General features: G+C 73.1%; 14 protein-coding genes and 2 pseudogenes. 7 read left to right on the top strand and 9 right to left on the bottom strand.

The features are described 5' to 3' along the window. Positions 1 to 10: 10 nt before the first annotated feature. Positions 11 to 676 (top strand): GTP cyclohydrolase I FolE, encoded by a 666-nt coding sequence (folE, locus tag OG617_RS12040; RefSeq protein ID WP_405103639.1) that lies wholly within the window; start codon positions 11 to 13, stop codon positions 674 to 676. Between the two features lie 61 nt (positions 677 to 737). Here folE and OG617_RS12035 read toward each other — a convergent pair whose 3' ends face one another. Both OG617_RS12035 and OG617_RS12030 read right to left on the bottom strand, forming a co-directional pair. Further along, the gene (locus OG617_RS12035) at positions 738 to 1,541 is read right to left on the bottom strand and encodes a hypothetical protein (protein WP_405101316.1); all 804 of its coding nucleotides are present in this window, start codon (positions 1,539 to 1,541) and stop codon (positions 738 to 740) included. A 290-nt stretch (positions 1,542 to 1,831) separates the two neighbouring features. Continuing rightward, positions 1,832 to 4,438: pseudogene (locus OG617_RS12030) on the bottom strand (FtsK/SpoIIIE domain-containing protein); the annotation flags it as partial. 314 nt (positions 4,439 to 4,752) lie between these two features. Between OG617_RS12030 and OG617_RS12025 the strand changes: the two are divergent. Then, on the top strand, positions 4,753 to 5,304 hold the full coding sequence (locus OG617_RS12025) for a hypothetical protein (protein ID WP_405103637.1): 552 nt from the start codon (positions 4,753 to 4,755) through the stop codon (positions 5,302 to 5,304). 3 nt (positions 5,305 to 5,307) lie between these two features. Here OG617_RS12025 and OG617_RS12020 read toward each other — a convergent pair whose 3' ends face one another. From OG617_RS12020 to OG617_RS11990, 7 genes are read right to left on the bottom strand one after another with little or no spacing between them, the layout of a single operon-like run. Next, the gene (locus tag OG617_RS12020; protein ID WP_405101314.1) at positions 5,308 to 5,907 is read right to left on the bottom strand and encodes a hypothetical protein; all 600 of its coding nucleotides are present in this window, start codon (positions 5,905 to 5,907) and stop codon (positions 5,308 to 5,310) included. A gap of 13 nt (positions 5,908 to 5,920) precedes the next feature. Then, on the bottom strand, positions 5,921 to 7,072 hold the full coding sequence (locus OG617_RS12015) for a peptidoglycan DD-metalloendopeptidase family protein (RefSeq protein ID WP_405101312.1): 1,152 nt from the start codon (positions 7,070 to 7,072) through the stop codon (positions 5,921 to 5,923). Beyond that, positions 7,069 to 7,623 carry a hypothetical protein gene (locus tag OG617_RS12010; protein WP_405101310.1) on the bottom strand — a complete coding sequence of 185 codons (555 nt, stop codon included), beginning with the start codon at positions 7,621 to 7,623 and terminating at the stop codon, positions 7,069 to 7,071. Before OG617_RS12010 ends, OG617_RS12015 begins: the two co-directional genes overlap by 4 nt. Next, positions 7,620 to 9,557 carry an MFS transporter gene (locus OG617_RS12005; RefSeq protein ID WP_405101308.1) on the bottom strand — a complete coding sequence of 646 codons (1,938 nt, stop codon included), beginning with the start codon at positions 9,555 to 9,557 and terminating at the stop codon, positions 7,620 to 7,622. The genes OG617_RS12010 and OG617_RS12005 overlap by 4 nt, the downstream gene beginning before the upstream one ends. A 1-nt stretch (position 9,558) precedes the next feature. After that, the gene (locus OG617_RS12000; RefSeq protein WP_405101306.1) at positions 9,559 to 12,930 is read right to left on the bottom strand and encodes an ATP-binding protein; all 3,372 of its coding nucleotides are present in this window, start codon (positions 12,928 to 12,930) and stop codon (positions 9,559 to 9,561) included. Between the two features lie 49 nt (positions 12,931 to 12,979). Continuing rightward, positions 12,980 to 13,342 (bottom strand): hypothetical protein, encoded by a 363-nt coding sequence (locus OG617_RS11995; protein ID WP_405101304.1) that lies wholly within the window; start codon positions 13,340 to 13,342, stop codon positions 12,980 to 12,982. A 10-nt stretch (positions 13,343 to 13,352) separates the two neighbouring features. Further along, positions 13,353 to 13,667: a hypothetical protein gene (locus tag OG617_RS11990; RefSeq protein ID WP_350881380.1), complete on the bottom strand. Its 315-nt coding sequence runs from the start codon at positions 13,665 to 13,667 to the stop codon at positions 13,353 to 13,355. A 354-nt stretch (positions 13,668 to 14,021) separates the two neighbouring features. Between OG617_RS11990 and folP the strand changes: the two genes are divergently transcribed. The 5 genes and pseudogenes from folP to OG617_RS11965 all read left to right on the top strand — a co-directional run bounded on the left by folP (position 14,022) and on the right by OG617_RS11965 (position 17,870). Beyond that, positions 14,022 to 14,975, top strand: a complete 954-nt coding sequence (gene folP, locus OG617_RS11985; RefSeq protein WP_405101302.1) for a dihydropteroate synthase — start codon at positions 14,022 to 14,024, stop codon at positions 14,973 to 14,975. Then, positions 14,972 to 15,325: pseudogene (gene folB, locus OG617_RS11980) on the top strand (dihydroneopterin aldolase); the annotation flags it as partial. The gene folP and the pseudogene folB, both read left to right, overlap by 4 nt. A gap of 137 nt (positions 15,326 to 15,462) precedes the next feature. Beyond that, positions 15,463 to 15,990, top strand: coding sequence for a 2-amino-4-hydroxy-6-hydroxymethyldihydropteridine diphosphokinase (gene folK / locus OG617_RS11975; protein ID WP_405101300.1), 528 nt, complete (start codon positions 15,463 to 15,465; stop codon positions 15,988 to 15,990). A gap of 19 nt (positions 15,991 to 16,009) precedes the next feature. Then, a complete protein-coding gene (locus OG617_RS11970; RefSeq protein ID WP_405101298.1) occupies positions 16,010 to 16,549 on the top strand; it encodes a DUF3180 domain-containing protein in 540 nt (179 codons plus the stop codon). Positions 16,550 to 16,667: 118 nt separating this feature from the next. Next, a complete protein-coding gene (locus OG617_RS11965; RefSeq protein WP_405101296.1) occupies positions 16,668 to 17,870 on the top strand; it encodes an ABC transporter permease in 1,203 nt (400 codons plus the stop codon). Positions 17,871 to 17,935 lie beyond the last annotated feature (65 nt).

The raw sequence follows: 17,935 nt of genomic DNA, 5'->3' as shown, positions 1-17,935 counted from the left end.
CGAGGCCCTCATCCAGGGAGCCTCGTCGACCGAGCCCGACACCGACGGGCTGGACTACCTCGCCGCGCGCCTGGTCAACGGTAAGTTGACCGGGCGCCCGGTCGAGGAGGCCGTCGACCTGCCCCGGATCGAGAAGGCGGTACGCGAGATCCTGATCGCGGTCGGGGAGGACCCCGACCGCGACGGGCTCGTCATGACCCCGGCCCGGGTCGCCCGCGCGTACGCCGAGCTCTTCGCCGGCCTGCGGGTCGACCCGGCGCAGGTGCTCAGCACCACCTTCGAGGCCAACCACGAGGAGTTGGTGCTCGTCCGGGACATCGACATGATGAGCCTGTGCGAGCACCACCTGCTCCCGTTCCGGGGCAGCGCCCACATCGGCTACATCCCCGGAACGGACGGCCGGATCACCGGCTTGTCCAAGCTGGCCCGGCTGGTCGAGGTCTTTGCCCGCCGCCCCCAGGTGCAGGAGCGGCTCACCTCGCAGATCGCCGACCTGCTGATGAGCAAGCTGGCTCCGCGCGGCGTCGTGGTGGTGCTCGAGTGCGAGCACATGTGCATGGCGATGCGCGGCATCCAGAAGTCCGGCGCGAAGACCATCACCTCGGCGGTGCGCGGCACGCTCCAACACGACGCGAAGTCCCGGGCCGAGGCGATGGCGCTGATCATCCACCGCTGACCGCGGGGATTCCCCAAACGGGCGCCGACAGGGTCGCGCCCTGTTCGACCCGCCGGGTGGGTCAGCCGGCCAGCATCGCCAGAACGAGCCCCGCCGTGGTCGACACCGCCGGGACGAGGCACACCAGGGCACCCCACCGGGGGGTCCGGTCCAACCGGCCATCGGTCGCCGGGTCCGGCACCGTATCCGGGCTCGACGTCCGGCGGGCGGCTTCCCCGGCCGCCGAGGGACCGGGCGCACCGTCGAACAGCCGGCCGACGGCGAGCCAGCCGGCGACGAAGGCAGCCGCCGGCATCGGCACCCCGCAGACCAGGGCGGCCACGCTCGCTGGGCCGGTGCCGGTGGCCAGGTAGAGCGCCACCTGGAGCAGTGGTACGACCAGCGCCAACGGCCCGTACACCAGCAGGTTGCGGACCTGCGGCGGCCAGGCCGCCGGGCGGAGCGGGCTGCGCGCGGCCAGCACGCCGTCCGCCGCGTCCGCCCAGCCCCGGGCCGCCCGCAGCGCGCCCAGCACCGCCGTCGGCCCGGCCACCATGCTCCGGGCCGCCTCCGTCAGCTCGGGCGGCGACGGCATCAGCACCATCGGGGGTACGCCCAGTTCCCGCAGCCGGGACCGCTGCGGGGCGAGTCGCTCGCGTACCGTGGTCAGCTCCTCCCGGGCAGCCCGGACCGCGCGGGCCTGCTCCGTTGCGGCGGTCGCCGCGCTCCGGCGCACACCGTCGAGCTGCCGGGCCGCGGCGACGTACTCCGTCCAGGCGGTGGTGCCGTCGGCGGGGCGGGGCGGCGCGGGATCGGCACCGGATCGCTGCCTGACCGGGGTGGCAGCCGTCGCCGCATCGGCGATGCCGGTCGGCTCCCGGCTCATGCGCTCTCCCCGGTCCCTGCGGCGTCGGCCCGGCTGCCGGCCCCGGCCCTGCCTGTGGCCTCGGCCGCGTCCCCGCCTCCGGCTTCGTTCGCGACGTCGGTTCCGCTCTCGGCCTTGTTCGCGGGGTCGGTGCCGTCCTCGGGGTCGGTTCCGTTCGTGGCGTCGGTCCCGCTTCCGGCCTTGTTCGCGGCGTCGGTTCCGTCCTCGGAGTCGGTTCGGGTCGCGGCGTCGGGCCCGTTCCCGGGGTCGGTTCGGGTCGCGGCGTCGGGCCCGTTCCCGGGGGCGGGTCCCGCCGAGGGCTCGGCGAACGGCACCAGGAGGACGCCCGGCTCGTCCGGGCCGTCCCAGAGCACGGCCCGGTTCGTGCGGGGACGCCACTGCACCGGGTGGCCGAACACCGCCGCGAGCTGTGTCCCCGGTACACCCACCGCCACGACGGCAGCGAGTTTGTCGACCTCCTCCCCGGCCTGGATGACCGCCGTGAACGGCGGCACCGTGCGCCACCAGCCGAGCAGGTGCCGACCGGCCGGGGGGCCCTCCCGTAGCAGGGCTCGCAGCCGGTCCGGCGGCAGCTCCTGCGGGGCGGGTCCGTCGAGACCGAAGACCACCAGGTAGCCCGGCTCGTCGACATCCAGCGCGGCGAGCAGGCCCGGCAGGCCGACCCGGTCCACCCGGTGCTGGCCGGCGAGGTCGGTGGCGAGCGCGTCGGCCACCGGCACCGCATCGGCGCAGAGCGTGGCCACGACGAACCGTCCCGTACCGGGCCGGTGGTGCGCGGCGACGCTGCGGGCCGCGGTCGCGAGCAGCGTGACGGCCTCCACCCCTGGGCCAAGGACTGCGATGTTGCGGCCGGCGGCCGGGCCGATCGGCACCGCCACAGTCGACCGGGACAGGTCCACCGCACGGCCGAGCAGGGCAGCCGGACCGCGGGCCCGGCCCGCGAAGGCAGCCCGGTAGCGGGGATCGTTGCGCAACAGCGGACGCGCCCAGCCGGCGAAGACGACCGGGGGCGCGGACCGCTCCGCCCGGGCCTCCCAGAGCCGGTGCCGCAGCTCCGCGATACTCTCCGGGGCCTCGTGCGGGTCGGGGAACCGGACCAGCCGTTCGTGCCCCCGGGTCGCGCCCCGGGGCCCGCCGAGCCCGCCCGCCGTGTTCACCACCGCACTGCCCACCGGCAGGCCGGCGGCGGCGTCGTTGCTCGGCTCCAGCACCGGGCCGCCGCCGGCCAGCGCCACCCGCACCGGAAACTGCCCGAGCATCGAGTCGCGGGTCGTCTGCCCACCGGCGATCCCGAGGTCGCCCTCCCCGGCCAGGACCAGGTGGACGCCGTACGCCCGGCCCGAGCGCGCCAGGGCGTCCAACCGGGCTGTCGCCTCGGCGGCCAGCCGGTCCCGGTCCGCGAGGAGCAGCGGGAGGTTGTCGATCACACACACCACCCGGGGCAGGGGCTGGTGCTCCCGCAGGGCGGTGAACCGCTGTCCGCCGGCGCGCTGCCCGGCCTCCTCCCGCCGCCGGGCTTCCCCGGTCAGCTCACCGAGGAGGTCCAGCACGTACTCCCGGTCGGCGGCCATCCCCGCCGTACGGACCTGGGGCACCCAGGACCGGTCCCGCTCGGTCTGGAGAAACTCCGCGAACGACTCACCCTCGCCGAGGTCGGCCAGGTGCAGGACCAACTCGTCCGGGCCGTACCGGGCGGAGAGACCGAGCAGTACGTTGGTGAGGAAGGCGGCGCGGCCTGCGGCGGACCGGCCGCTGACCAGCCAGTGCGGGGTCAGCTCGGTGAAGCCGACGGTCACCGGCCGACCGCCGGCGTCCCCGACCGTGGTGGCGATCCCCTCCGCCGAACTGGCCACACACAGTGGCTCGTCCGGGTCGGGGAGCAGGTTCGCCAGGCTGAGCCGGGAGCCGGCCTCCACCTCCTCGGCGAGCCGTCGGCAGACCTCGTCAACCAGTGCCGGGGGTGGATCCTCGTCGACGAAGACAGGCGAGTTGAGCCCTCCCGGCGTCTCCCCGCCCGGGCCGGCGAACGAGGTGTCGGGAGGGTCGCCCAACAGTGAGTACGCGTTGCGCACGGACAACGGTGTGGCCTGCGGCAGGGGGGCGCGGCTCGCGTACGGGCCAGCTGGGGGCCACCCCGCCACGACAAGGTGCAGCCCGGCGGCGCGTCCCTGCTCGGCCAGCGCCTCGATTCGCCCCAGGTCGGTCGGCCCGGTCAGCTCGGGTAACGCGGCGACGACCAGCAGCAGCGTGCGGTCGTGGCGGCGCGGCCGGCCGGTGCCCGGAGCCACCCACTGTTCCGCCTCGGTGAGTACCGCCCGCAGCCCGGCGACGTCCACCGCAGGCGGGGGCAGTAGCCCGGCGTCCGCGAGCGCCGCGAAAGGCGCGAAGGTGTCGGGCGGCGCTGCGGACTGCCCCGCGCCCGCACTGGTGCGGACCGTGTCGTTGGTACGGATCGCGTCGACGGCGCGGACCAGCAGGCAGCCGGCGGGCGTCGCGGCGAGCAGCCGAAGCAGGATCGCCCGGAGTAGCCCGGCCACCCGCGGGTCACGAGCGTCGGTGTCGATCGCCAAGTGCCCGATGCCGAGCAGCGGCACCAGCGCGGGGAAGCGCGCGTCTTCCAGCGGGGCGGCGGTGCCGACCCGGACGAAAACCGGTGGCCCCTCGCCCGAGGGAGTCTCCGCGGCGACCGTCTCCAGTGGTTCCCCCGCCCAGCCCGGCGCCAGCAGGGTCGCCGCGCTGCGGAGCCGGTCCGCGAGCTCGTACTGCCGGCGCTGGTCGGCCGGCGCGGGCCGGGTCTCGTCCAGGATGCTGGACGCCGCGGAGGCCGTCGCCTCCGCCCTCCGGTGCAGGGCAGCGGCGCGGTTTGTGCGTGTCCTCGGACCGGCCACCGCGTCCACCCCTCTTCCCGAGGTTGGCAACCCCTCCCCGCGCAGTGACCGTATCCCAGGTCGCCAGCCCTCTCCGGGATGCGCCACGGCGGTGCGCCCACGTGCCGAGTGATTACCGGCACGGCACCTCCCCTTGGTGGTGTGGGGCGGTTTCTCGCGCCGAGAGCAGCGGTCTTCTCATCCCGGCACGGCCATGCCCCCGTCCTCGGCGATCGGCGATCGGCGCGCGGCGGCCCGGGCCAGTCGTGTCCCCGGTCATGATCGGTGGCGTCTGGGGCATTGGGTACGAGGCGTCCAGCCGATAGCCTCAAGGGGTGGAATCAGTGCAGCCCTCCGCCGGTTCCCAGGTCTCCCGCGTACCGGCGCAACGGACCCCGCCGGAGCAACTGGCACCCCCGTCCGGGGCGCCGGCACCGGCCCGTCCGCCACGTCGGTTGCGCACCATCCTCACCGTGGTCGCCGGGGTGGCCAGTCTGCTTATGCTCGGGGGCGTGGCGACCGCCTTCGTCCTGTACGAACGCGCCACCACCCCGGACCGCAGCGCCCCCGACGTGGTGGTCGTCAGTTATCTTCAGGCCCTGCTGGTCGGGCGTGACCAGAACCGAGCGACACTCTTTACCTGTGGTGACCGGATGCCTGCGATCGAGGCATTTCGAGACCAGATCCTCGCCAAGGAAAAGGAGCTGGATGTCTCAATATCGGTGAACATTGAGAATGTTTCAGTCGCTCGAGGTGGTTCGTCGAACGCGATCGTAGACGCGGTGATTAGGAGAACCGCCCAGGTGGATGGGGTGCAGCAGAGCCTCACCGACAACTGGCGCTTCGAGTTGTTCGAGCAGGAAGGATGGCGCGTCTGCACCGCGCAACCCAGCTGACGGTTATTCGATCCACAGTAGGTGGACCGGGACCTCCAGGGTCGTCGGAGGCTGCCCCCGCCAGGCCCAGCGGTACCACTCCAACTCCGGAGTGACTCGTACGCAGATGTCTCCGTCCGTGCCCGAGTAGGTCTCGGTCACCGCACGCAGGTCTCGTTGCTCGCCGGTGTCCGTGGCATGCACGACTCGTCGCCCGGCGACGGCGCCGGCATCGAACACCGGGGTCGGCGCGCGGTGGGTCGGCGCGTCCAGGGACACCAGGTGGGCACCGGATTCCTGGGGTGCTCCGCCGCTCGGTCGGGTCCCGACGGCCTCCACCCAGACCCGCTCGACCGGCACGAGCGGGGCAAATACCTCGACCTGCTCGGACTCGGCGCGATACCACTCCTGTTCCGGGATGACCGGCACGTAGGTGCGACTGTTCTGCACCACCCGCTCGTCGGCGCGCAGGTCACCGCGCCAACCGAGACCCGGTAGTCCGATCAGGACCCGCTGGCCGCGCAGTTCGACCCGGACGGTCGCGGGCACGATCTCGATCGGCCGGGGCGGCAGAGGGGCCCAGTCGGGTTGGTCGGCGAAGGGGTCGGGGAATGGCCCGGTCATGCGTCCCGGGGCCTCACGCCTTGCCGTTCAGCGGCGCGCCCCGGTCCCGCATGAACGACACCGGGTTGACGGCGCCCCGGCTGGAGCGATCCCCGTCGAGGTGTACCTCAAAGTGCAGGTGTGGCCCGGAGGAGTTGCCGCTGGTGCCGACCTCCCCGATCACCTCGCCGGCCTTCACGAGCTGACCGGGAACTACCCGGGGCTTGACGATCATGTGGCAGTACCGGGTGACGTAACCGCCGGCGTGCAGCATGTCGACGAACCAGCCGCACCCGCCCTTGCCCGGCCAGCCGTCCACGTCGCAGCTCCTGCGTCCGCCATGGTCGGGGTCGCAGCGGGCGACCAGGACTCGACCCGTGGCGGCGGCGCGGATCAGGGTGTGCTTCGGCGCGCCGATGTCCACGCCGTTGTGGCTGGGACGACTCGCCGTCCGGAACCCGGACCCGACGCCACCGGGGATCGGCGCGGTCCAGCCCGAGGCGGCGATCTGGCCTCGGGTGGCCGCGTTGCAGATGTTCTGCTTCGCCACCTGCACCGTGCGGGCCGCACCCCCGGCGAGCGCGTCCACGATCTTGCTGGCCAGCTCCTCGTGCTTGGCGTAGGCATCCGGGAAGGCGCTGACCTGCACCCGCTGGGCGGCTCGGGTCAGCGGCATCTGCTCCCAGTTGGGGACCTTCACCAGCTTCTCGTAGAACTTCCGGGACGTGTAGGCCGGGTCCTGTAACTGTTCCGGTGAGCCCCAGCCCTGGCTGGGGCGTTGCTGGAAGAGGCCCACCGAGTCGTGGTCGTTGCGGCTGCCGAGGTGGGGGAGGCTGCGCAGACCGGACTCCTGCATGGCGGTGGCGACCGCGACGACCCACCCGCGGGGCGGAACCTTCATGTCGGAGCCGACCTTGATGATGACAGCGGCGTTGCGGATCTGGCTGTCGCCGTACTGGGCGAAGCGCGGCATCTTTCCTGAGACGTTGACCTGATGGGTCCGCCCGCAGCCGGACCGGGTCTCGGGGGAGAGATCGTCCCCACCGCCGCTCAGCTCTGTGAGGAAGAACGCCGCAGTGCCGCCGGTGCAGCAGAGCAGCGTGAAGACTGCGGTCAGCGCGGCGGCCAGGGCGCCGACGCGCAGTTGCTGGCGGCGCGGAGTCCCGCCTTCCATGTGATCGCTCATGTCCGCTCCCAGTCCACGGCGTCGACCAGCCACTGCCCGTCCGGGGCCACGAGTTCCAGCCGTAGGCGCCCCGAGTCGAGCGGTATCAATACCTCCACGAAGTGCTCCGTCCGCGGTCGGAGGCTCGGTTCTCCGGTTGTCCGCTCCGCCGGGACCCCCGTCGGGTCGGCGCCGGCAAGTTCCTCGGTCAGTTCCGGCGTGGAGAACTGGCGCAGGCTGGCGTGCCACTCCTCGGCGCCGACGCGGCCACCGCCGAGCCAGGCGGTGGTGAACCTGTCCGCGATCTGCTCGGGCGGCGGTGCGCCGGGACGGGTCACCGGTGACGGGGGCGTGGTGCTCCCGACTACACCGTCGTCACCGGTGGTCGGGTCGACGGTGGTGATCGGCTCACTCGGTTGACTCAGGCCCGCCTGGGGGTCCCCCAGACCGGAGACCAACCTGGCCGCTCCGAGCACGCCGACCACGAGGACGCCGATGGCCAGCGCGATGCCCAGCCGGGACCGCAGCGCCTTCGTGAACAGGAATTCGATCGCCCGTCGCACCGCCCTCACCGTGCCTCGGTGCGGATCCGTGGCGCGGTGGGCCGCGGTGTCGCGGGCTCGGCGGAGCCGGGACGGTAGATGACGAAGGACGGGTTCTCCTCGGGCACGTCCGGCTCGGTCCAGGCCGCCGGCTGGCGACGCCGGGGCTGAGGGGCGGCGGGACGCGCTTCGCTCCGCTGCTCCGGCACGGTGGCCTCGTCCTGTTGCCGCTCGTTCTGGGTGCTGCTGACGGTGGTGGGGACCTTGGCGTGGCTCGGATCCTCGTGCCGGGCCTCCGGCCGGAGGCTGCGCTGCTCCAGCCCCACGCCTCGCCGCCGGGCCAGGGCCGGCTCGGCGGTGCCGCCCGGCTCGGCCACGTCCAGCCGTGCGGCGGTGCGCATGTCCCGGAAGAACCGACGATGCCACGAGCCGGCCGAGCTGACGGCCTCGCTGCTGTCCTTGCCGCCCAACTGGGTGATCCGCCGATAGGGCCGCAGCAGCAGCCAGCCGACCACGCCGCAGAGCCAGACCAGCACAACTTGGAGCCAGCCCGGTAGGGTGGCCGTGCTCATGATCAGATCCACTGCGAAGAGGTAGATGGCGGCCCCGGTGCCGAAGATGGCGATGTTGAACACCGCAGCGACGACGGCGTTGGCTAGCCGCCGCAGCCCGGCGCTGGCCGGACGCATCAGGCCGACGGTGCCTAGGATCGGGGCTGCGATTACCGCCCACCGGAAGATCAGGAAGCCCAGTAGGACCAGGAGCGAGGCGGTGAGATCGAACATCGCGAAGAGCAGTGCGGCGAGCACCGCGATGAAGCCGGAACCGACCCGGTCCATGTCCCGGATGCCCTGAAGATACTCGTACGCCTCAGGGTCTTCGTTCCTGATCTGCTCGGCAACCTTCATCCACTGTTGCTTTTTGGCCTCGATCGTGGCGGATCTAGTGGCAGGGTTGGCGCGGATGGACTGGGCTTCCCCCCATGTCAGAGATCTTGCGTCATAAAGTGCTGGTCCATACTTTTTGGCCGTTTCGCTGTCAGCCGATCCCAGGACGCCGCGGAGCCAATTGCGGTACAACATGGTTTCAGTGGCGGTGTCGCTGGCGCGAATGGCCGGGGGCCGAAGGTCTTTACACCGCTCAGGTGAATCGATGCAGCGGCCTGGTGCCGGATCCTTTGCCTGGGGGCCGACAGCGTCGTGTACTACGCCAAGAGTGGTAATCAGCGTCCCGTCTGCCAAGTTGGCAGACTTGACTGGCCATGCGGCCAATGCGGTGACCGCAACCATTACCAGTAGAGCCCAACCCGCTGTCGTCATCGCGTTGCTCATGTCCGATTGGCGGGATCTCCAGAGGAGGTAAAGACCTACCACACAAAGCGTGATGATGCCGAATACGCTGAACACCTTCTGGTAGACGGCCTTAGTGGCTTGGTCTACGAGCGGATCAGCCCACCCCCACATGGACCGAGGATCCCAAGCCCTTTCTCGCGCGGCGTTTGATGCGCCGATGATCGCAGTAGCGATCATAAATTCGCCATTGGCGACGGTAGTGGTGAACTTGTAGTCCGGGTGAAGGACGGTGGAGGCACAGCCGCCTGGTATGTCGTAGGTGGTGTAGCCATAGCCGCCGTATCCATAGAGGCTGTACTGGCCAGTGACGCCACCCGGCGCCTCTTTGGGAGGTGCGCTGGCAAACCAGCCAGCCAGACCGGAGTCTGGTGCGCTGGGCGTCGGCGCTTCCAGGCACTGCGCGCGATCGGCCGCGACATCGGTCAGCTTGCCGACGCAGGTGCGGAAGTCGGCCTGCCACTCCTGGGTGGTGCACAGATCCGCGCGGGCCTGGGCCGTCGGCGGGGCGGCGTACGCCGGGTCGCCGCCCACCACCGGCCAGGCGACGGTGGCCCCGGCGAGTACGCCGAGCGCGAGCAGGAACGCCGCTAGCCGGGCCCGCACCCTCGCCATGTCACGCCTCCAGGTCCGGGAGATTGGTCGGCAGCTGCCCGGCCGTCGCGGCGACTGCGGCGGGGGTGGTGTCCAGGTGGTCCAGCAGCCCGTCGACGTACGACACGTCCACCCGGACCTTCTGCACCCGTCCGTCGACGTCGCGCATGACGAACTCGCGGAAGCCGAGCCGGGCTGACGACGTGGCATCCGCAGTCGACAGCGAGGCCAGGGTGGCCTCGTACCCGTCGTTGACCGGGACGCGGAGCAGCCGCAGCGCCTCGGAGGCGATCTCGGCGTCCTCGGCGATCCGGCCGACGAAGACGGTGGAGACGAGGTTCTGCACGTCGAGGCCGAGGATGTCCCGCGGGTTCTGCGAGGCGACCAGGGCGGCGAGGTTCCACTTGCGGGAGTCGCGGGCGAGTCGGACCAGGAAGGACCGGCCGGAGCGCCAGCCCTCCATGAAGTGCGCCTCGTCCAGGCCGACCAGTTTCCGGGACGACATCGAACCGCCGTAGCAGCGGCGCACCGCCAACCGGTGGGCGGTGTGCAGCATGGGCAGCGCGAGGGCCTCCTCGGCCGACCAGTACTCCCGTTCGATCTTGAGGTCGGGCAGCCGCAGCCCGGCCATGGTGATCACAGTGAGCGCCGCGTCGGCGCCGAGCAGCCCTTCCGGCGGGCGGCCGAAGAAGAGCATGGCCAGCGGCATCTCGGCGGTGTCCAGCAGCAGGTTTGCCAATTCCTTGCCGGCGTCGTCGTCGAGCTGACCCAGACAGGCGACCACGTCGTCCAGGGTGGACGTTTCCTCTGCCGGCACCTGGCGCACGGCGTGCCGGAACAGGGTGGCGGTGGACGCCTCCCGGGCCACCTGCGGCGGCACCAGCATCATGCAGATGTCCTGTACCAGCATGCGGCGCTCGGCGCGGGCGTTGGAGATCGCGATCTCGAACTCCCGGTCGCCGGTCGCGCCGGCGCTGAACTCGCTGCGCAGCGGTGTCGGGATGAGCGCGTACGGGGCCAGCGTCCCCTGCTCGGAGCCGGTCAGGTTGAGCACCCGTGAGTACGGCCGCAGCTCCGGCATGTTGCAGAGCCGGGCCAGCGGCCCGGAAGGGTCGAGCAGGGTCACCTGCACCCCGCGCCGGGCGGCGAGGTAGCCCAGCGCGCCGAGCAGCGTCGACTTGCCACCGCCCGGCTCGGCGACGAAGACCGCGAGCCCGGAGCGTTCCCGCACCTCCATCGGGAAGTGCAGGTCGAGGAAGACCGGCCGGCGGCAGGTGCCTGCGGTCCGCCCGATGAGGTCACCGCGCCGGTCGCCCACCGTCGACGCGGCCTGGGGCAGCGCGGCGGCGAGCAGGTTGACCGGCATCCGGCGGACGTAGCCGGTGTTGGCGATCGGCTCGCCGGGGATGAACTCCCGGGCCAGCCAGTCCTGGTTCTTCGGGTGTTGCAGCGAGACGCGCAGCTCGCGGGAGTAGAGCTGGATCAGCCGGCGGGCCCGTTCCAGGCACTCCTCCCTGGTCCGGCCGCCGACCGCGATCCGGTGCCAGCCGTGCGCCCGGGCCGAGTCGACCGGCAGGCCGGTGGTCATCTCGTCGCCGATCACCAGCGCCCGCTTGGCGAGTCGTTCCAGCTCGGGTGGGGCGTCGATGCCGTGTTCGGCGTAGTCGAGCTGCTGGGAGCGGATCATCCGCAGCCGGTGCTCAAGGTTTCGGAACGAGTCACCGGAGCCGAGGATGTCGACCCGGGTGGAGATCTCCATCGGCCAGGGCAGCCGTTCGTGGAAGTGCAGCCAGGGCTCGTGCCGCTCGGGGATCTCCAGCGGCTCCATCCGGCCGACCGCGAGCACGGCCACGTGCCGCTCCTCGCCGGTCATCCGGTTGACCAGCTTCACCGTCGACCCGTACGGGGTGCGGTAGCGCTCGACCTGCTCGGTGAGGGCGAGCAGGTCGCCGCGTTCCCACTGGCCGTTGGTGATCGGGGAGAGGGTGCCGGGTGGGGCCATGCACAGCGCGACCGAGCGGTAGAGCAGCCACTCCAGCTCCTGGGCGGTCACCCGCCGCCCACGCATGCCGAACGCGCCCAGCACCTCGTCGAACTGCTCGATGGTGCGGCCGAGCTTGCGGCGCTCGCCGTCGGCAACACCCCGGCCGAAGGTGCGCAGCAGTCGCTCGGTGAGCGAGTCGCCGAGGGAGCGCCGGGCGAAGGTGACGCCGAGGTACGTCTGCCCCTCGGCGTGGTTGACCGAGAGCAGGTGCCGTTGGGCCGCCACCAGGTGGTCGCCCCAGCCGGCGGTGCCCGGCACGTCGGGCAGCGGGGTCGCGGTGTGCGCGTCGATGGTGCGGGCCCACTCGTCGGCCGGGAAGGGGCGGGTGGTGCGGCGCAGGTGCAGCCGGAATCCGGCGAGCCCGGCGTACTGCTCGGAGATCGCGGCGAGCAGCGCCTCCCGTTCGGCGTCAGGCCGGAACGCCCAGCGCACCTCGGGCAGCCAGTACCAGGCGGTGACGGTGTTGGGGGTGAACGTCAGGTGGCCGGCGATCTCTGTGATGGCCAGCTCGACCGACGGGTCCCGGTCCCCGAACTTGATCTTCGGTGCCCGGACCGGCTTGGCCTGCCTGGTCGGTTTCGCGGCCTTGTCGGGCCGGGAAGGCTTGCCCGGCCGGTCGCGCCGGTCGACCGTGCGCTGGCGGGGCGGCGTGGCCTCCAGGCCGGCCGGTGCCGGCTCGGACGCGTGGCGGGTCGCCCGCTCCGGTTCCCGGTGCGGCTCGGCCCGGTGCGGGGGCCGCTCCGGCTCCCGGACGGCGGGCGGCGCGACGTCGCGCCAGCCGTACGTCTCGTCGTCGGGGCCGGTGACCTGGGTGACCGGGGGCGGGGGCAGATCGGGCCTTGCGGCGGGACGGACCGCCGGGAGGCGGTCCGCCGGCTGCTGAGGGACCCGGGCCCGGCTCGGCGCCGGTGCGGGGGTGCGCTCGACCGGCGAGGGGGGCCGCTCGACGGGGGCCGGCTGCACCTCCGCGCGGGCGGGCGGCGGCACGGTGGCCGGCTGCTGGTGGGGGATCGCGGGAAGGTCCCGGCCGGTCGGTCGGGCCGGGGCAGGCAGCGCGGGCCGGGACGTCCCCGGGTGTGCGCCGCCGAACAGGTCGAGGAACGGGGAGTCGATGTCCGCGTTCTCGGCGACCATCGGCGCGGGCGGCTCTGGTGCGGCCGGGCGGCCGGGCGCGGGACGCGGTGCCTGGAAGACCCCGACCCGGCCGTGACCGGGCGTGGTGGCGAGCGCCGGGTCGAGGGCGACCTCGTCCAGCTCCTCGCCCGCAGGGTAGTTGAACGAGCGCGCACGGTTACCCTGCGGCACGGTGTGACGTCCTGCCGGGGAACCCGGCGTGGAAGAGCGGCTCATGCCACCGCCTCACCCGAGTGCCGCGACCGCCCGATCGGTGTACGCCCGGTCATGCAAGTTCCTCCCGGATCCTGATCCGGCTCGCCACCATGCGCGGGTCGCGCTGCTCGACGGCCGACTCCCGGGTGCTTCGCCAGTCGGTCAGCGCGGTACGGATCACCATGCGCGCGGGCCGGTCCGGGTCGACGTACCGGAAGATGAACGAGGTGCTCACGATGGCGAGGGCGATCTCCCAGGCCGGGAAGAGCTCGACCCGCAGCGTGAACAGCCAGTGGATGAACATGTAGAGGGGTACGAGCAGCATGAACACGCCGTATTGGGCGTACGGCAGGTGCACGGGCAGGGTGTAGCCGGGCGGCCCGAGGTAGACCAGGCGGGCCCGGTAGATGTCGTCGTCGGTGCGTAGCCGCATCTGCCCGCGCCTATTCGAAGATCAGGTCGATCAGGTAGTCACCGATGAAGAAGAGTGTCGCCGCCCCGGCGATGAAGGCCAGCCCGACGATCGCGATGGCGGAGCTGGTCAGCACCTTGGAGATCTCGCCGCGGCTGGCCCGGCCGATGAAGATGACGCCGAGCACGGCCAGCAGGATCGGAGCGATCTTGCTGGCGAAGAAGGTGACGATGTTGTTGGTGTCGATGCCCTTGGGCGCCGGCTCGGCGAGTGGAGTCGACGCCAGGGTGTGGAGCGCGTGGCTGACGGCGGACGTCGTCGTCTCCATGAGCTCGATGGCGATCACTGGAACCTCCCCATGTCGCGGCCGGCGGAGCCGCGGCGGTGCAGTAGGCAAGCCTGGCGGGATGGTGCTCACTGGGCGCAGCGTCGGCGACTCTGCGTCCGTTGCCCACCACGGAGGGTGGTGAGCTTTGGGGGGATTTTTCCCGCTTTGGCCCTCCCTCCAAGCTTCGCCGTCTCGCTGCTGGGCAATTCCAAAGGGTACGGGCCGCCCCCCTTTGCGACAAGCCGCGAAGAGTCGACCCGGAAAGACCCGGACGTCCGATCGTACACCTGTTCCAATGCGCATGTCAGGGCCGTTCGCGCTGCGACGGACCGGGCCGCCGGGAGCTGCCGGAACGACCGGTACCGTGCAGTCGTGACCGATCTGGTGCGGGCGCAGGCCCCGGTGGTGATGGGTGTCCTCAACGTCACGCCCGACTCGTTCTCCGACGGCGGCCGGTACGCCGATTTCACCGCCGCCGTCGCACACGGCGTGCGACTCGTAGCGGACGGCGCGCACCTGGTGGACATCGGGGGCGAGTCGACCCGCCCCGGTGCGGACCGGGTGGACGCGGAGACGGAGGCGGCCAGAGTGCTGCCGGTGATCCGGGAGCTCGCCGCCGCCGGCGTCGTGGTCAGCATCGACACCAGCCGTGCCCGGGTCGCCGAGGCCGCCCTCGCGGCCGGGGCCGCGGTGGTCAACGACGTCTCCGGCGGCCTGGCGGACCCGGACATGGCCCGGGTGGTCCGCGACGCCGGCTGCCCCTGGGTGCTGATGCACTGGCGGGGGCACTCCCGGGGGATGCGCGAGCTGGCCCGCTACACCGACGTGGTGACCGACGTCCGGGCCGAGCTGGCCCAGCGGGTCGACGCCGCGCTGACCGCCGGGGTCCCGGCCGACCGGATCGTCGTCGACCCGGGCCTCGGCTTCGCCAAGACCGCCGAACACAACTGGCAGCTCACCGCCCGCCTGCCCGAGCTGCTGGCGCTCGGCTTCCCGCTGCTGTTCGGGGCCAGCCGCAAGTCGTACCTGGGCCAGCTGCTCGCCGACGCCGACGGCGTCCCCCGGCCGACCGCCGGGCGGGAGGCGGCCACCGTCGCCACCAGCCTGCTAGCGGTGGCGGCGGGCGCCTGGGGGGTACGCGTGCACGACGTGCTCGGCACCGTCGACGCGCTGGCCGTCTGGCGGGCCGGAGGCCGTCCGCGCCTCGTGACCGACCGGGCCGGCGGGGAACGGGCCGGCGGGAAGCTGGCCGGCGGGGAACGGGCCGGCGGGGAACGGGCCGGCGGGAAGCTGGCCGGCGGAATCCAGACGGAGGGGGACCGGTGACTGACCGGATCACGCTGACCGGCCTGCGGGCGCACGGGCGGCACGGCGTCTACGACTTCGAGCGCGAGCGGGGGCAGGACTTCGTCGTCGACGCCGTCCTCGAACTGGACCTCGCGCCGGCCGCCCGCTCCGACGACGTGACCGACACGGTGCACTACGGCGAGCTGGCCGACCGGCTGGTCGCGGTGCTCACGGGGGAGCCGGTCAACCTGATCGAGACGCTCGCCGACCGGCTCCTCGGGATCTGCCTGGCCGACCCCCGGGTGGTCCGGGCGACGGTGACCGTGCACAAGCCCGAGGCCCCGGTCCCGCACGCCTTCACCGACGTCGCGGTGACCATGACCCGCACCCGTCCCGGCCCGCCGGCCCACACGCCCAGCGGCGGCCCGGCGTCGACCACCGGCGGCCCGGTGCCGGCGCGGTCACAGTCGGGTCCGCAACCGCAACCGCAACCGCAACCAGAACCGGCCGGGAACGGGGATGCGGCGTGACCCGCGCCCTGCTCTCCCTCGGCAGCAACCTCGGCGACCGGCTGGCCCACCTGCGCTCGGCCGTGGACACCCTCGGCGAGGCGGTGCTGTTGGTCTCCGGCGTCTACGAGACCCCACCTTGGGGCGACACGGACCAGCCGGCGTACCTCAACGCGGTGGCGCTGGTCGAGGACCCGGCCGCAGACCCGCGGGACTGGCTGGCGCGGGCCCGGGCCGCCGAGCGGCGGGCCGGCCGCGAGCGCGACCCGCAGCGCCGGTTCGGCCCGCGCACGCTGGACGTCGACGTGGTCGCGGTGTGGGACGACGCGGGCGAGCCGGTGCGCAGCGACGACCCCGAGCTGACGCTGCCGCACCCCAGGGCCCACCTGCGGGCGTTTGTGCTGCGGCCGTGGATCGACATCCAGCCGTACGGGCGGCTGCCCGGGCACGGTTGGCTGACCGATCTGCTGAACGCCGAACCGGTGGCCGGTGACGCCCTGGAACTGAGCCCCCGGCCGGATCTGGCGTTAGAGTCGTCGACATGAGCCAGTGGAGCCGGCCGGCATGACCCAGGCGCAGTCCCCGCCGCCGCGCGGGACGGATCCCGAACGGTCCAGGATGGGCCCCACCCGGATCTCCACCCTGGTCGTCGCCGGCCTGGCCGCCACAGCGGTGGCCTGGCTGGCGATCAGCGGTTTCTACTACGAGGGATTCCCCCGCCTGCCGTGGCTGCCCGTCGTCACGCTGGCCGCGCTGGCGGTGCTGGAGGCGTACGCGGCGGCCAACACCCGGGGCCGGCTCCAGCGGAAGGCGGGCCGTGACCCGGTCAACCCGCTGCTGGTGGCCCGGTTCGTGGTGCTGGCCAAGGCGTCCGCGCTGGCCGGGGCGATCTTCGCCGGCTGGTGCGCCGGGCTGACCGGGTGGCTCTTCGTGGAGCGCACCCAGGCCGCCACCGAGGACCGCCCGGCGGCCGGGGCGGGGCTGCTCGCCTCGCTCGCGCTGGTGGCCGCCGCGCTCTGGCTGGAGCGGGCCTGCCGGGTGCCGGAGCAGCCGGAGGACGAGCGCGACACCGACGACCGGGAGAACCGCCCGGGCCGACGCTGAGCGCGGGGGTTACGCCCGGCCCGGCGCGCAGGTACCGTGCCTGGCGACCGGTGAGCAACGGCCGCCCCGGTCCGCCCGCGTCGGACCCTGCGGCCGTGACCTGGGGAGGGCACGCGTCATGGGGTACGACGATCCGGTGCAGCCCTCGTCGGGCGTGCCCGCGGCGGTGCTGGAGAACGTCTTCGACGACCCGACGCACGGCGAGCCGGGGCGGGACCGGGTCGCCGTGCACGTCACCTGGGAGCTGGTGCTGGCCGCCGGCCTGGCCGTGCTGACCTGGCTGCTGTGGCGGGACGACCCGGCCGCGCTGCGCGACGACGGCCTGCGGGTCCTGCTGGTCGACGTGGTGGCGGTGGGGCTGCTCGTCCTGTCCGCCGGCCTGAGCCTGCGGACGGCGGCGGTGAACCTGGCGGTCGGCCCGGTCGCGGTCGCCGCCGCGCTGCACTTCGCCGAGCAGGGCGACCAGGGGGTCGAGGTCGCGGTGGGCCACGCCGCGGCGGTGGCCGCCGTCGGCGGACTGCTGGTGGGGCTGGCCGTGGTCGTGCTGCACGTGCCGGGCTGGGCGGCGAGCCTGGCCGGTGCGGCCGGCGTGGTGGTCTACATCGAGCGGCGGGCCGCGCCGGTCCTCGTGCAGGGCGGGTACGACCCCCGCGACAGCGCGTTCTACCTCTTCGCCGGCTTCGCCGCGGTGGCGGTGCTCGGCGGCCTGTTCGGGGCGATCCGTCCGGTGCGCCGGCTGGTCGGGCGGTTCCGGGCGGTGGCGGACCCGGCCCGCCGCCGGGGCGGGACGGCCGGTGCCGTCGTCGTGGTCTCGTTCGTCCTGTCCACCGTCCTCGCCATGCTGGCCGGCATCCTGATCGCCGGCAACGGCGCCGGGCCGGTCGTCCCGACCGAGGGACTGGGCTGGACGGTGCTCGCCGTGGGCACCGCGCTGCTCGGCGGCACCAGCGCGTACGGCCGGCGCGGCGGGATCTTCGGGACCCTGCTCGCGGTGAGCCTGATCACCGTCCTGCTGGCCTGGTCCGGGGCCCGGGGCTGGCAGGTCAGCCGGTGGACGGTGGGCGGGGCCGCGCTCGGCGTCGGCCTGGTGGTGACCCGGCTCGTCGAGGCGTACGGGCGACCCCGGTCGGTGGGTGCCGACGCGGAGGCCCGTCCGGGCGGCGACGGCGCCATCAGCTCCGGCTGGTCGGTGCCCCGGCCGGCGCCGGTCGAGGACTGGCCGCCCGCCCTGCCCACCCGGTCCGACGACACGCCCGCGGACCCCTGGGACGCGTCCCGTTGGGACACCCGCCCTCCACGCTGGGACGGCGGCGACCGCTGACACCCCGCCCGTACACCGTCGACGGACGTCCCGGCCGTACGGCGGCCACCGACGGACGGCCGTAC

The sequence above is a fragment of the Micromonospora sp. NBC_01412 genome (genome assembly GCF_045040215.1).
Taxonomy (GTDB): domain Bacteria; phylum Actinomycetota; class Actinomycetes; order Mycobacteriales; family Micromonosporaceae; genus Micromonospora; species Micromonospora rubida.
This window is presented reverse-complemented; position numbering and strand designations above follow the sequence as displayed.

Coding starts and splice junctions, on each gene's coding strand:
- OG617_RS11965 (WP_405101296.1), top strand. CDS start 16,668: ATGGGGTACGACGATCCGGTGCAGCCCTCGTCGGGCGTGCCCGCGGCG.
- OG617_RS12000 (WP_405101306.1), bottom strand. CDS start 12,930: ATGAGCCGCTCTTCCACGCCGGGTTCCCCGGCAGGACGTCACACCGTG.
- OG617_RS12015 (WP_405101312.1), bottom strand. CDS start 7,072: ATGAGCGATCACATGGAAGGCGGGACTCCGCGCCGCCAGCAACTGCGC.
- OG617_RS12035 (WP_405101316.1), bottom strand. CDS start 1,541: ATGAGCCGGGAGCCGACCGGCATCGCCGATGCGGCGACGGCTGCCACC.
- OG617_RS12020 (WP_405101314.1), bottom strand. CDS start 5,907: ATGACCGGGCCATTCCCCGACCCCTTCGCCGACCAACCCGACTGGGCC.
- OG617_RS11995 (WP_405101304.1), bottom strand. CDS start 13,342: ATGCGGCTACGCACCGACGACGACATCTACCGGGCCCGCCTGGTCTAC.
- OG617_RS12005 (WP_405101308.1), bottom strand. CDS start 9,557: ATGGCGAGGGTGCGGGCCCGGCTAGCGGCGTTCCTGCTCGCGCTCGGC.
- OG617_RS11970 (WP_405101298.1), top strand. CDS start 16,010: ATGACCCAGGCGCAGTCCCCGCCGCCGCGCGGGACGGATCCCGAACGG.